Source organism: Streptomyces avidinii, from assembly GCF_014650695.1.
GTDB lineage: Bacteria > Actinomycetota > Actinomycetes > Streptomycetales > Streptomycetaceae > Streptomyces > Streptomyces avidinii.
In genome coordinates this window covers 580,474-593,536 of sequence record NZ_BMVL01000002.1, presented here as the reverse complement: position 1 = coordinate 593,536, position 13,063 = coordinate 580,474, and the positions used below count along the sequence as shown (strand labels likewise).

The 13,063-nt window shown below is 70.3% G+C and carries 11 protein-coding genes and 1 pseudogene; 3 read left to right on the top strand and 9 right to left on the bottom strand.

Translation table 11 applies throughout. The annotated features are described in order from the left end of the window. Positions 1 to 172: 172 nt before the first annotated feature. Positions 173 to 1,180 carry a dihydroxyacetone kinase subunit DhaK gene (dhaK, locus tag IE257_RS07040; protein ID WP_189965739.1) on the top strand — a complete coding sequence of 336 codons (1,008 nt, stop codon included), beginning with the start codon at positions 173 to 175 and terminating at the stop codon, positions 1,178 to 1,180. Between the two features lie 492 nt (positions 1,181 to 1,672). Here the strand turns inward: dhaK and IE257_RS07035 are convergent, their stop codons facing one another. The 6 genes and pseudogenes from IE257_RS07035 to IE257_RS37995 all read right to left on the bottom strand — a co-directional run. Continuing rightward, positions 1,673 to 3,337, bottom strand: coding sequence for a beta-1,3-glucanase family protein (locus IE257_RS07035; protein ID WP_189965737.1), 1,665 nt, complete (start codon positions 3,335 to 3,337; stop codon positions 1,673 to 1,675). A 116-nt stretch (positions 3,338 to 3,453) separates the two neighbouring features. After that, positions 3,454 to 4,713, bottom strand: a complete 1,260-nt coding sequence (locus IE257_RS07030; protein WP_189965736.1) for a glycoside hydrolase family 16 protein — start codon at positions 4,711 to 4,713, stop codon at positions 3,454 to 3,456. A 486-nt stretch (positions 4,714 to 5,199) separates the two neighbouring features. Then, on the bottom strand, positions 5,200 to 6,366 hold the full coding sequence (locus IE257_RS07025) for a S1 family peptidase (RefSeq protein ID WP_189965734.1): 1,167 nt from the start codon (positions 6,364 to 6,366) through the stop codon (positions 5,200 to 5,202). Between the two features lie 1,317 nt (positions 6,367 to 7,683). Beyond that, entirely contained in the window at positions 7,684 to 7,854 is a 171-nt protein-coding gene (locus IE257_RS39100; protein WP_308277839.1) for a CDGSH iron-sulfur domain-containing protein, read from the bottom strand. Positions 7,855 to 7,933: 79 nt separating this feature from the next. Further along, entirely contained in the window at positions 7,934 to 8,614 is a 681-nt protein-coding gene (locus IE257_RS07010; protein ID WP_189965730.1) for a HemK2/MTQ2 family protein methyltransferase, read from the bottom strand. A 286-nt stretch (positions 8,615 to 8,900) separates the two neighbouring features. Then, positions 8,901 to 9,064: pseudogene (locus IE257_RS37995) on the bottom strand (NF041680 family putative transposase); the annotation flags it as partial. Between the two features lie 93 nt (positions 9,065 to 9,157). Between IE257_RS37995 and IE257_RS07005 the strand changes: the two are divergent. Further along, positions 9,158 to 9,448, top strand: coding sequence for a DUF6479 family protein (locus IE257_RS07005; RefSeq protein ID WP_189965728.1), 291 nt, complete (start codon positions 9,158 to 9,160; stop codon positions 9,446 to 9,448). A 435-nt stretch (positions 9,449 to 9,883) separates the two neighbouring features. Here IE257_RS07005 and IE257_RS07000 read toward each other — a convergent pair whose 3' ends face one another. The 3 genes from IE257_RS07000 to IE257_RS06990 form a co-directional block, all read right to left on the bottom strand. Continuing rightward, positions 9,884 to 10,285 carry an STAS domain-containing protein gene (locus tag IE257_RS07000; RefSeq protein ID WP_229920203.1) on the bottom strand — a complete coding sequence of 134 codons (402 nt, stop codon included), beginning with the start codon at positions 10,283 to 10,285 and terminating at the stop codon, positions 9,884 to 9,886. Positions 10,286 to 10,810: 525 nt separating this feature from the next. Then, a complete protein-coding gene (locus IE257_RS06995) occupies positions 10,811 to 11,545 on the bottom strand; it encodes a GAF and ANTAR domain-containing protein (RefSeq protein ID WP_189965724.1) in 735 nt (244 codons plus the stop codon). A 47-nt stretch (positions 11,546 to 11,592) separates the two neighbouring features. Continuing rightward, positions 11,593 to 11,829, bottom strand: coding sequence for an ANTAR domain-containing protein (locus tag IE257_RS06990; protein ID WP_308277838.1), 237 nt, complete (start codon positions 11,827 to 11,829; stop codon positions 11,593 to 11,595). A gap of 294 nt (positions 11,830 to 12,123) precedes the next feature. On the opposite strand from IE257_RS06990, the gene IE257_RS06985 reads away from it, so the two are divergent. Next, positions 12,124 to 12,642, top strand: a complete 519-nt coding sequence (locus tag IE257_RS06985; protein WP_189965720.1) for a DUF488 domain-containing protein — start codon at positions 12,124 to 12,126, stop codon at positions 12,640 to 12,642. The last annotated feature ends 421 nt before the right edge of the window (positions 12,643 to 13,063 follow it).

The window sequence follows — 13,063 nt, the reverse complement described above, 5'->3', positions numbered from 1 at the left end:
GGGTTGCCCGTACCGGAAAGGCGAGGGGCGAGGGGCACGGCCCCGCGGAAGCCGGTGGCCGCTTCGGATTCCTCGATCCTTCTCCGAGGCGGACGCCCCAGTTCTCGCGGATGTACGCGGCATGGCAGCACACTGTTCGTATGGATCACCGGCTCCGACCGGGAGGCACACGATGAAGATGTTGATCAACAGGCCGCAGACCGTGGTCGCAGACGCCCTCCGGGGGCTGGCCGCAGCCCACCCGGACCTGGACGTGGACGCCGAGGCCCGGGTCGTCGTACGGCGGGACGCGCGGCAGGGCGGACGGGTCGCTCTCGTCTCCGGCGGCGGCTCCGGACACGAGCCCTTGCACGCGGGCTTCGTCGGATACGGAATGCTGTCCGCCGCCTGTCCGGGCGAAGTGTTCACTTCTCCCGTGCCCGACCAGATGGTGCGGGCGGCAAAGGCCGTGGACTCCGGCCAGGGCGTGCTGTTCGTCGTCAAGAATTACACCGGGGACGTGCTGAACTTCGACATGGCCGCCGAACTCGCCGAGGAGGACGGCATCCGGGTCGAGCGGGTGCTGGTCAACGACGACGTCGCCGTGACCGACAGCCTCTACACCGCCGGGCGCCGGGGGACGGGGGCCACGCTCTTCGTCGAGAAGATCGCCGGGGCGGCGGCGGAGGAGGGCGCTCCCCTGGAGCAGGTCGCCGCCATCGCCCGGCGGGTCAACGAGGCCTCGGGCAGCTTCGGCGTGGCGCTGAGCGCCTGCACCACCCCCGCCAAGGGCACCCCCACCTTCGACCTGCCGGACGGAGAGCTGGAGCTGGGCATCGGAATCCACGGCGAGCCGGGCCGGGAGCGCCGCCCGATGATGTCGGCGGGGGAGATCGCGGAGGTCGCAGTGGGCTCCGTGCTGGACGACACGGCGAACGCGACCCCGGTCGCCGACGGGCCGGTACTGGCCTTGGTGAACGGGATGGGCGCAACGCCGCTGCTGGAGCTGTACGGCTTCCACGCGGAGGTGGCCCGGGTGCTGGCGGCACGGGGCGTACAGGTGGCTCGGGCCCTTGTGGGGAACTACGTCACCTCGCTGGACATGGCGGGGTGCTCGGTGACCCTGTGCCGGGCCGACGAGGAAATGCTGCGGCTGTGGGACGCGCCGGTGCAGACGCCGGCGCTGCGCTGGGGCCGCTGACCCCCCAGGCGGTCTTCCGCCGCGCATCCGCCGAGGGCCGGACATGGGATCCGACCGGCGTGCCGGACCTTCTGTCGAATGGCGGCGCCCGCCACGTGGGACGCGGCGCGTCTCTCCGCGCCGCCGATCAGCAGTAGCGGTGGGGTCCGCCGCCACGCGAACCCCACCGGCGGCCCGGTCACCGGCCGCCCGCCCTGTACGTGAGGAGAGCCCGCACGACTGCGGCCGTCTCCTCCCGGTTTCCGTCCCCCGAGGCGTTGGCCATCTTCCCGGCTGCTGGCGCCGGGCGGGGCTGCGGAAGTCGTCGCGCAAGTGCGCGAGGAAGGCGGGGTCGTGGAGGAAGTGTGAGCTCCGGGCCTCGGCGGACAGCTCAGCCGCCGAAGAAGCCGAGGCGGTGGACAAGATCCTTGCTCTGACTGCTCAAGTCGAGCGCAAGGCTCACCGGTATCTCGTCTTCAACGGCGACTGACGACGCCACTTTCACAACTGGCCTTATGCGAAGGAGAACCAGTTGACGTTGACGAAGTCGGAGGACTGGCCGCTGTCGAAGGTCAGATAGACGTCGTGGGTTCCGGTGGTGCGGCGGATGTCGGCGGGGACGGTGCGCCAGGCCTGCCAGCCGCCGGTGTTGGCGACGGCGAAGCCGCCGACCGGGGTGGCTGTGGGGCTGTCGAGGCGGACCTGGACCAGGCCGCTGACTCCACCGGCGGCCCCGGAAGCGACTCGGGCGTCGAAGCGGGTGGCGCCGGTGGAGCCGAAGGCCACGGCCGAGAACTTGAGCCAGTCGCCGTTGGACAGATGGCCGACGTCGGATCCGCCGCCGCCGTCGGAGCAGGCCTCGACCTGTGCTCCGGACTGGGCGTTGAATGCCTCGGCCTGGATGGTGGTGAAGGCGCTGACCCCGCCGCCCGAGGCGGTGGCGGTGGGCGTGGGGGCTGGTGCGCCGCCGCCGGCCACACCGCCGACCGTGATGGTCCAGCGGCCGGGGGTGCCGGACTGCACCTTGCCCTCAAAGTCGACTCCGGCCGGGTGAACGTCGTCGTACGGGAAGGCGTACCCGAGATGGTCGGGGGTGGTGTTGTGCAGGATGCGGGCGTAGTGGTTGGTGCGCGGCCGGGTGTAGAAGGCGGCGGGCTTCTCGGAGGTCGGCTGGTGGGGGTTGTCCAGCAGGGTGGTGCGGTTGAAGGCGGCGGCGAGCCGTGCGCTGAGATTGCCCATCAGGTCGTTGCCCGTGGTGAAGGGCGCGTCGCTGCAGGAGAAGATCGAAAGGGTGGACGGTTTGGCGAAGCTGCCGACTCCGGGGAAGGTGAGGGCGTCGCCGTTCACCCGGCCGGTGACGGTTCCCCAGGTGAACTGGGTGTCGATGCGCAGGTCGGTGGAGCGGTACTTGTTCCACACCTCGTCTACGTAGTCGTCGAAGTAACTGCGGAACAAGGCGCTGTTGCCGCGGATTGCCAGGTTGGGGCTGAGTACGCGCAAGTCGCGGCCGCCCGCGGTGACGATCAGCCGGCTCCAGTCGCTGCCGTCGGCGGCGGACTGGGCCCGCAGCGCGGCGGCGACCCGGGACAGTCCGTCGGCGGGCAGCCCGCGCACCGTCTGGGTTCCCTGCCCGGTCTCCAGTTGGAAGGCGATCGGCAGCGAGACCATGTCGACGAACGTAATGTTGGCGTACAACTGGTCGCTGTTGAAGGTGAATTCGCAGAAGTCGTGAGCGACGTTCGCGTTGGGATCGGTAGGGTTGCTCACCGATGGCAGGGCCAGACCGCCGCCGCGGTTCACCAAAAAGGTGAGCTTCGTGCCGACGGAGAAGTAGATACGGCCGCTGTCCAGGCGCGGCAGCGTCACCCTCCGCGCTCCGCCGCCGGACTCGTTGAGCGGGATGGCACAGTCGACCCCGAGCGGGGTCTGATCGTTGGCCGGAGCCGGCGGGTGGTACAGGCTGGAGCCGTTGGCCTGGATGAAGGCCCAGGTGCCGCCGGCAGCGGGGTCACGGCCGAGCACATAGGCGTACACCGTGTTGTTGCCGGTGGTGTTCACCAGGTCCAGGGGGAGCGTGGCGGTGGTGGACGCGTTGGCGCTCATCTCGAGCCAGGCTGCCGCGGCGGGCACGGCCAGGGCCAGGCCCGCTGTTACGGCGAGGAGCTTTCTACGGGGCATGGTTCGTTGGTGGCGAGCCGTCACGGTGGAGGTCCGTTCTTCGTGAGGTCGGGCGGGGGAGCGGAGCGGTCGGACGCAGGGAGGGGGTAAGAAGCGGGGGCGGCGGGGCTGGTGGGTCAGCCGACCGTCCACTTCTGGTTGGCGGCGCCGGTGCAGGTCCAGGTCTGCAACCGGGTTCCGTCGGCGGAGGAGTTGCCCTTGGCATCCAGGCACTTGCCCGCACCTGTGTTGGTGAGGTCACGAGCGGCGCTGTACGTCCACTTCTGGGCGTTGGTGCCGTTGCAGGTGTAGAGCTGGACGACGGCGCCGTCGGCGGTGGAGCCGCCCGCGACGTCCAGGCACTTGCCGAGGGCGCGGACGGTGCCGTCGGCCCCGATGGTCCACTGCTGGGCCGCGCTGCCGGTGCAGTCGTGCAGCTGGATGGGGGTGCGGTCGGCATCGGAGCCGCCGGCGACGTCGACGCACATGCCGCCTATGCCACGGATCGGGCGTGCCGCGGGGGCGCCGGCGGAGTAGGCGCGGACATAGTCGACGGTCATCGTCTGCGGGAAGGACGTGGAGGCGTCCGGGCTGCCGGGCCAGTCCCCACCGACCGCCAGGTTGAGGATGACGAAGAACGGGTGGTCGAAGACCCACTTGTTGCCGCCGGTGTCGGCCGGCGTGAGGGTCTTGTACGCGGTGCCGTCCACCGACCAGACGAGGGAGTTCGGGCTCCAGTCGACGGCGAACACGTGGAAGTCGTCGGCGAAGGCGCGGCCGCCGGGCAGGCTGTACGCGGCGCCGAGGCCGCCCGTTCCGGAGTAGCCGGGGCCGTGCACCGTACCGTGCACGGTGTTGGGTTCGCGGCCGATGTTCTCCATGATGTCGATCTCACCGCTGTTGGGCCAGCCCACGCTGCCGAGGTCGTTGCCGAGCATCCAGAAGGCGGGCCAGATGCCCTGGCCGCGCGGGATTTTGATGCGGGCCTCGAAGCGGCCGTACGCCTGGGTGAAGGTTTTTGCGGTGTTCAGCCGGGCCGAGGTGTATTGGCACTGCCCGTACCAGCAGCCGAGGCCGGCGTCGGTGTTCTTGCGCGCGGTGATGACGAGGTTGCCCTGGCCGTCGAGCGCGGCGTTCGAGGTGCTGTTGGTGTAGTACTGCAGCTCGTGGTTGCCGAAGCCCGAACCGCCGCTCTCAAGTGTCCACTTGGCGGCGTCAGGAGCGCGGCCGGCCGCACCGTCGAACTCGTCGGACCAGGTCTGCGCGACAACTGCGGCACCGGCGTGCGGGGCGACCGAACGGGTGAAGGATATGAGCACCGCCGCGACCAGGGCGGTGGTCACGAGGAGCACCACTCCGCCGAGAGAGCGGCGACGTGCGCGATGAGCAGCAGCCATGGGCATGGTTCCTTGTCTGGGTGGGGGAGGAGGGGGGCAGGCCGGGCGAGTCGTGAAGAGTGACAGGAGGGGTATGAGAGCGCTCCCACACGTGACGCAATGTCACCCGAGACAGCGAGTATTACGGAGCGGTAACCGTCATGGCAACGTCAGAGGTCACACTTCGCACGCCTCTGAGCTGCGGTTTTCTATCGTGGCCTTCGGCTTAACGATCTCTTAAGGCTGGCTTGATGCAGAGAGGTGTGCATCGGCATCCGGACCGCGTGCTCCCGGCCACGAACTCGGCCCCGGCCGACAGTTCCTCGTTCATGCGTTGATGTCCCGCGCCGCGCAGCCCGTCGATCGGTGCACCGGCGTTGGTCCGCGACACCCCGGACACGTCGACGGGCAGCGCCGCCGGCCCCGTACGGGAAGCCGGGCGACAGGTCCTTCCGGGTTCTCGTGCGCGGAAGGACCTGTCGCCGCGCCGACCTCAGGCGTGCAGGGTCAGGCGGTGTGCAGCGTCAGGCCGTAGCGGCCGAGGATTTCGTTGATCGGCTGGAACCAGGTCTGGCCGCCGGACGAGCAGTTGCCCCAGCCGCCGGAGGTGACGCCCTGGGCCTGGTCCCCGCTGAGGAACGAGCCGCCGGAGTCGCCTCCCTCGGCGCAGACGCTGGTCTTCGTCATCTGGTGGACGGGGCCCTGGCTGTAGTTGACGGTCTCGTTCTTGGCGAGGACGGTGCCGCAGTGCCAGTGCGTCGTGGACCCCGACCGGCAGATCGAGGCGCCCACGGGTGCCTCGGCGGAGCCGCGTACCAGCTGGTCCGGGATGGTGCCCCAGCCGAGCACCACCGGTACGGTCCACCAGCCGCCGTGGATGCCGACGTACGCGTAGTCGTTGCCGGGGAACGAGGATCCCTGGAAGGTGCCCATCGCGGACCCGTCCCAGCCGCGCACGGCGGCCCCAGCCTGCCCGCAGTGCCCAGCCGTCACGAAGCCGCCGTACACCGAGAAGCCGATCGAACAGCGGACGTTGCCGGTGTAGTACGGGTCGCCGCCGACGGTGCCCGCGGCGTACGTACGGGGCGCCTGCGCCGTCTCGGCGACGGTGACGGGGCCGCCGGCCCTGGCCCGGTCGACGAACGCCCGTACGGCGGGGGCTTCCCGCTCGGTACGTACGACCGTGACGACGACGCTGTTGATCCGCGGGTCGACGTGCCAGCCGGCCACCCCGGTGGGGGCGCGCAGCGTGTCCAGGCGTGCTGCGGCGCGGTCCAGCGCGGCTGCGCTGTGCCGGACGAGGCGGGTGTCGGCGCCCAGTGCCCGCGCGGCGGACTCCTTCGCGCGGTCGGTCACCGCGACGACGAGCCGGCCGGTGGAAGGCTCGTACCACGACCCGCCGTACGCACCACCCGCGGCCTGCCGTGCGGTCTTCTCCACGGCCGTGGCGGCCTTTTCTGCGCTCAGCCGTTCCTCGGCCTGGGAAGCGGTGATCCCGAGGTCCCGGCGCATCGCGTCGAGCAGTCCGGACGAGGCGGACGGCGCTGCGGAGGACGATGCTGCGGCGGGCTCCGGAAGCGGGACGGCGCTCGCCACGCCGGCATGGGCTGCGCCCAGGCCGGCGGTCAGGAGCAGGGCGGCGATGGCGGCGCGTAAGGGGGTGGTGTGTTTCACGAGACCTCCTGGTGTGGGGATTGAAGGCTTGAGAGCGCTCTCACCGAGTGTCGGGCGCTACGCTAGCCGACCCTATTTGTCAGGTCCATACCAAGTTTGGGTTCCACCGCGGCGGGGCCCCGCGCGACCACTCGGTCACCGGTCGGATCGCCGGGGTGGCGGGCCGCGTTGGCGAACTGGCGCCTCCGGCATGACGACTTCCCGGCGCAGGTGGGCGGTACGGAGACGAGCCCGGAGTCGACCGGGCCGCGGTCGTCGCCTGGCTCCTGACCCGGGAAGCGCCGTCCGCCGCTCTGGTTGTCGCCGGAGGAGAGGCGGGACGCGCCGGTTCCGGCTGGAGGACCCGCACCTGCTCCCGGCCGACGACGCCGCGGAGGAGGACCCCCTCTCCGTGGTGGTGGGGCAGGCGGCGCTGTCGGAGGTGGCGGAGGCGATGGCCTGCGGGTCGTGGGTGAGGTGGGTCGGCATGAGGTCCACGGCGGCGTTCTCGTCAGCGATCTGCTGCGTACTGCCGACGCCGGGATAACGACGAGGCCCGCTGCGCGGGGCTGCTCCTGCTCGGTGTCACACAAGTGGGTGGGGCACCGAGCCAGGCTCCGGAGGGTCGCTTCAGCCCGCGCCGATACGGCGTGCGCGGGCCGGTGCCCACCCGTTGGGGGGATGCCGCCGGGCGGACCCATCCCTATCGGTGGCGGGGTCCGTCAGCAGCGCAGCGCGCTGTCAGCGGATCCCCGCCTCGATGTCGGCCGGTCAGTTGCCGGTCAGCGTCGGCTGGGTGTGGACGTCTGCTCGCCAGTCCCGCCGTTGCCCATCACCGCGAACACCACGAACGGCGCCGGTCACCGGCATGATGACCACCGCCGTTTGCTTCCCGGGAGGAGTACGTGGCTCTGCACGTGTGGAGGAGCAGCGTTTCTACAGCCGTTCGGGAGGCATTCTGGCCGTCGGCACCGAGCTGTTGTGCACGACGACGGGTTCTGGCTCACTTTCCTGGCTCTGTCGCTGATTTGGGGGTAGCAGTCTCTTGATCATGGTGAAAGCAGGATGCGGCGTCGTAGGAGATCGAAGTTGGTGCGGCCGTACATCTGTCTCTTCAGTAGCTTGATCCTGGTGACGTTGCCCTCGACTGCGCTCGTAGAGGAGGTAGCGGGCGAGGTGGAGGTCCTCCCCCCCATGGATCCACGTCCAGCACCGCCCGGGGCGGGCAAATCGGCGCGGTACCGGCCCGCAGGGCCTCGGCCACGGCGTCGGAGAGCTCTCCGCGCCCGTCGACCAGGCGAGGTCCGCTCGCGGTCGCCGTGGTGCTGGTGGTGAAGGTCATGAGGGACACGTGTCCTCGGCCGGTCGGGCGGCGCGTTCACGGGGGCGGTGGCTGGTGTCGCGCCACGGGTAGGTTCGACTGCGACGGCAGGTGCAGATCGCGGTCCTGAACCGGTCCGAGCGGACGCAGGACCCGTCATCAAGGACGATCGCGACCGGACCTTCCACCAGAAACGGGCCCAGCGGATCCACCGACACCGACACCCTTCGTGCCCGTTCCTTGCCCGGCGCCGGGTGCTCGGCGCTGTCAGAGGTACTGGGCACGGATGACCACCAGCTCTTCGAGTTCCTCGGCTGCGGGGGTGAGGCCCTGCTGCTCCAGCCAGGCTCGGCGAGATCGCAGAACGGGCCCCCAGGGCACGAAGGTGCGAGTGGTGACGTCGGCGACCAGCCCCCTTGCGGTCAGCCGCTCGACGGTCTCCTGGGCTCCGCACAACCCGGAATGCACCAGGAGCAGGACGCCGCCCGGGCGCAGAAGGGCGGGGGCACTCGTGCAGATCCGGTCGATGACCGCGCGCCCGTCGGGGCCGGCATCCCAGGCGCGCTCCGGCCCCCGCATCGGAAGCACTGCGGCCGGGACGTAAGGCGGATTGGAAACGACCAGGTCGAACCGGCTGCTGGTGGCCGCCGAGGCGAAGTCGCCGTAGACCACCCGCAGGGGCAGCCGCTGCCGGAGGGCATTGAGCCGGGCGGTCGCCACCGCGCGCCAGGAGACGTCCACTGCGGTCACCCTCGCTCCCCGGCGCGCCGCCTGCAGGGCCAGAGCGCCCGTCCCCGTTCCGATTTCCAGAACGGCCGCCCCGGGTGTCAGGGGTTCCTGGGCAAGTGCTTCCGCCACGAGGCGGGTGTCGTCCTGTGGCCGGTAGACGCCCGGTAGGGCCATCAGCCCGTCGGGCAGGGAGCCGGCTGTCAACGCCGTACTAGCCATCGCGTACCTCCGTCATGGGTGCTACCCCGCTCGTCGTTGGGCCGACGGCCGTCGGGCCGCCTCTTGCCACTGCCCGCAACCGAGCGACTCATCCAACGCGCCGGCGATCACCCCGCCAACCGCGCCTGGGCGGCTTCCTACGAGCTTCGGACCACCACGGTCCGAGGCTCGTTGCCTTCACGCACGATCCGTCGAAGGGCAGCCGGTCTGACAACGGCTGGAGGCGGCCCGGGCAGCCGCCCCGGCAGGGGAATGGTTTCCCGGGCGATCCCACCGGCCGCTACCCCGGGTCACCGAAGGCGAACTCACCGCCGGGCTTGGGCGGCCATCCACTTTCGGGCAGATCCACGGCACCGCAACGGGCTTACGCAATACCCGGTCCGAGCGGAGCCAGCGCAGGACCTCCACGGGCAGGTCTGCCAGGAGGTGGGCGACGCGGGGAGCGCCGTAGGTTCACCGGCCACGGGCGGTGCCGCTGTCGTCGACCTCGGCGCCTCGGGCGGCCGACCGGCATGACGAGGGTCTGCTGGGTATACGCCTTTCATGAACAACGCGATGATTTGGATTTTTTTGCTGGTCGTCGGAGTGGCCGTCGTGGTGTTTCTGCTGATCGCGTTCGCCCGCGGGCGGCGTATCCAGTCCCGCGACAGCGGACCTCTCCACACGGAACGGCCGTCCCGCCCCGCCGTCCCGGAGTCCCCCCGGCAGGAAGGGGCGGCGGGCAGAGAGGCGAATCCTGTGCCGGACCCCGGCTCGGGGGAACGCCTGAAGCCCCACCAGCTGAAGGGATACGGAAACTTCGGCACCCGCCCCGCTTCCGACGACGACCGCTGAACGGCCTCCACGGATCGCAAAGGAGGGAAGTAGGAGCGCGCGACCGGCCGGCGCCGTTTCCGCCGTACCCGCACCGAAGGGCAAGTAGGTCGGTGTCCTCGAAGAAGCCCTCACGTGCGCGACGAGAGCGTCGGCGTGATGGTCTACGACCTTGCGCGGTCTGCGAGTCCTCGATGTTACGGGCCTGCACGCCCTCCAGGACCTCGCTCTGCGGCTGCACGCGCTCGGCGTCGCGTTCTTCGCCTTCGGCTGGCAGGCACAGCGCCGACGGCTCCTGGACGTCATCGACGCCGCTCTGTATGCGGCGCAGCAGGCCGGCCTCAGCCGACCGCCCTGCTGCGCCGCACACTGCGTGACGCCGCTGCATCGCAGCGTGCGGCCGGTGCGGAAGCAGCCCCGGGCGCCCGCTGTGGTCCGTGGGAGCCCGAGGTCGCGCTACCGGCGAGGCAGGGTCTCGGCGGTTGTGGTGGCGGCGATGTTCTGGGCGCATTGCGCGCGCTGGGTGATGAGGTGGCGGAAGCCAGCCAGCGCGTGTCGCCTTTCGGTGGCGGAATCGGGTCCGGTGATGCCGGCGGTCTCGGCGAGGAGTTGCCGGGGCTGGGGCTGCCAGCCGATGACGAGGACCCGCAGGCCCAGGCATTCGCCTCGCCGGTGCAGCTCGAGGAGGTGGAGCAGCCCGGCCCTGTTCATGGCTGCCACGCCGTGCAGGTCGATCATGAGGGCTTGTGCTCCGGAGACGTTGTCGTCCAGGGCTCCCTGGAGCGCGGGTGCCGCGCTTTCGTCGAGGTCTCCCGCCGCGCTGACCAGGATGGTCCGACCACGGTGCTCGGTTTCCACGCTGAGCAATGCGTTCTCCTACGGAACGGCACGGTGAAGCATCCTTGAATGGCTCTCATCCTTCCAGGCGGAACTGTTCCGCGGGACGAGGCTCGCGGGCGGCACGGCATAGAGGGGCCGTCCCGCGAGGCTTGCTGGTCGGACACGGGCCGCCTGTTGCGCCGCCTCGGAAATCTTCTGCCTCGCGTGGGCGGTGGGCATGCTTTTCGACCCCGCTCGGTCGGCCCAGTTGGTTCTGACGGCCGCGGCAGCGCCTTGACCGTCCGATTGTCGGCGTCCGGCTGTTGGGGGCCGGTGTGCTGACGCCGACCGTCGCCGCGGCCGCCGAGAGGGCGCTGGGCCGGTTCTGCGACGCCCGGGTCCGTTTCTGCGCGGCGCCGCAGGATTCCTGAGCGCGACGGGCCGTGGACGGTGCCGTCTGCGCGCTGTGCGTGTTGCCGCGAAATCTTCCCCGTGGGCGGCGGCCAAAGAGGTCCACCAGTACACGGCCTGATAGTGCGCCGACTGCCCGGGTGAGTTGGGCGGTCAGGTGCGTTCGGTGAGGACGACATGGGGGTCGAGGGTGCGGCGTACGAGCTGGTCGGCCACGTCGGTGGGGCGCAGGTGGTGATGGTCGGCGTAGGCGTGGAGTCGGACGGCACCTTGGGCGGGTGTGATGTCGGCGGTGGCGGCGAGCATGCCGCTGGCGGTGTCGAAGACGGCTTTGCCGGCCAGGGCGACCTGGGTGCGGGTCGTGATGTCCTCGGGACGCAGCGGTTGGCGGTCCCAGGACAGGACGGCCGTGGTGGCGACGTCGGCCAGGGCACGCAGGAGGAGGTTATCGGCGTCCGTGAGGGCGGTGGGCCGGTGGGCCAGGAGGTTGAGTGCGCCGATGGTCTGCCCACTGTGGTGCAGGGGGAGGGCATGGGCGCTCTCGTATCCGGCCGCTCGCGCGAGGGGAACGAAGTCGGGCCAGCGGTCCTTCTGCGACGCGAGGTCGGGGGCGTGGACCGGGGAACAGGTGGTGAAGGCGTCGATGCAGGGGCCCTGCCTGGTCTCGGCCTGCCAGATCTCGGTGAGTTCCGCGGCGTGCTCCGTGGTGATCGCCGAGCGCAGGCCTCCGCGGGAGTTGGCGAGCATGACTCCGGCCGCGTCGAGTGAGGTCAGGGCGACACTGTGGTGGACGAGGCGTCCGAGGAGGACGAGAGGGTCCACGTTCATCCCGAGGGTGTCGCTGAGCGCGACGAACGCCTCGGTGAGCTGCTGCTCTCGGGTGGTCATGCGGGTGTCACCGTTTCCCTGCTCCAGCCACACCGGTGATGGCGGGCTTAGTCATGGAACCTGATTCTCCCGGCGATCACGTCGAAAGCGGCTTCGGTCACGGTCTTGCCGTGGGAGAAGGCGTGGGCCCTCAGGCGGGCCAGCGCATCGGGGGGATCGACTCCGAGATGCACCATGATCATTCCAGTGGCCTGGTGAACCTCCTCATGATCGGTCTCTACCGGATTTCCGGGCCGCCGTAGAGGGAGACCGACGCCCCGCTGACATCCATGAGATCGACGCAGGCGCGCGCGACCGCAGCCGGCGCTTCTTCATCCGCAGGCGCAGCCCCGTGGAACAGTTCGTACAGTCGCCCGTGACACCAGGCTCCGGGCAGCGATTCCGCCGCGGAGGGCGGTTGCTCGTTCTCGGGAGGGACCGAATCCACGGTGCTCCACCTCCTGCCACAGCCCGCTCCCTTCATCTTCCTCCATCGCGGCGGCCGGAAGCACCGCCGAGCCGGGCACAGTACCGGTAGACGGGTGAAAAGTGGACCGTCGAGTATGGACGGCGGCGCACGGACGACGGAGGGTACTGCGATGAGACGCATCGCGACGATCGGCGTCTACGGCTTCACGGCCGGAGCCTTCCTCGAGATGCTCGCCAGTGGGGGTGTGGGGCTGCTGCTCGACCTTCGCCAGCGCCGCGGCGTTCGGGGCCCCGACTACTCCTGGGCGAACTCTGTGCGGCTCCAGCACGCGCTCTCCGCGGTGGACATCGGCTACCGGCACGTGAAGGAGTTGGCGCCGACGACAGAACTGCGTCATCTCCAGTACCGCGAGGACGACCGCCAGGGCGTGGGCAAGCGCAACCGCACCGCGCTGGCGCCCGAGTACGCCGAACGCTACACCCGGGAGATCCTCGACCCCTTCGACCTCGACGCGCTCGTGGCGGAGCTTCCGAGCGGCCCGGTAACCGCTCTCTTCTGCGTCGAGCGCGATCCGGAAGCATGCCACCGCTCGCTCGTGGCCGAGCGCCTGCGGGCCGAGCACGGCCTGCCAGTCACGAACCTCCGCCCGGTTCAATCCGTGCCCATCGCCGGCGGTCGTGGACCTTGAGGTAAGGCTCGGGAGTGGGCTCGTTTCTGGTGGGAGCCGGTGGCGGCGCCGAAAAGACGGATCACGGTAGGCGCGGGGCGTCGGCGATGACGCCAATGGTATGCAGGCCGTAGGCGCGCAGTTCGGCCGCGGTGGTGGGGCCGACCTGGTGGAGGGCCGCGACGGGGCGCGGCCGCAGCCACGCCGGTATGTCTCCGGCTTCGAGGGCGGTGGTGGCGCCGGGTCGCTACTGCGGAGTCCGCTGCCACCAGCAGAGGTGATGTGCTGCGCCTGGACGTGACCGTGGGGGAGGTGCCGCTCACCCTTACGGGGTGTGCACGGCGGTCGCCCCTGCCACGGCTCATGGATGACGACCATGGCACGTGACACCTCGGACCGGGTGAATTTAAGCTGTAGAGGGCGGCCGTCGCACTGAGCGGCC

What these genes read in the sequence shown, in the direction of transcription:
- dhaK (WP_189965739.1), top strand. Translation starts at nt 173, where the DNA reads ATGAAGATGTTGATCAACAGGCCGCAGACCGTGGTCGCAGACGCCCTC.
- IE257_RS07035 (WP_189965737.1), bottom strand. Translation starts at nt 3,337, where the DNA reads ATGCCCCGTAGAAAGCTCCTCGCCGTAACAGCGGGCCTGGCCCTGGCC.
- IE257_RS07030 (WP_189965736.1), bottom strand. Translation starts at nt 4,713, where the DNA reads ATGGCTGCTGCTCATCGCGCACGTCGCCGCTCTCTCGGCGGAGTGGTG.
- IE257_RS07010 (WP_189965730.1), bottom strand. Translation starts at nt 8,614, where the DNA reads ATGGCTAGTACGGCGTTGACAGCCGGCTCCCTGCCCGACGGGCTGATG.
- IE257_RS07005 (WP_189965728.1), top strand. Translation starts at nt 9,158, where the DNA reads ATGAACAACGCGATGATTTGGATTTTTTTGCTGGTCGTCGGAGTGGCC.
- IE257_RS06995 (WP_189965724.1), bottom strand. Translation starts at nt 11,545, where the DNA reads ATGACCACCCGAGAGCAGCAGCTCACCGAGGCGTTCGTCGCGCTCAGC.
- IE257_RS06985 (WP_189965720.1), top strand. Translation starts at nt 12,124, where the DNA reads ATGAGACGCATCGCGACGATCGGCGTCTACGGCTTCACGGCCGGAGCC.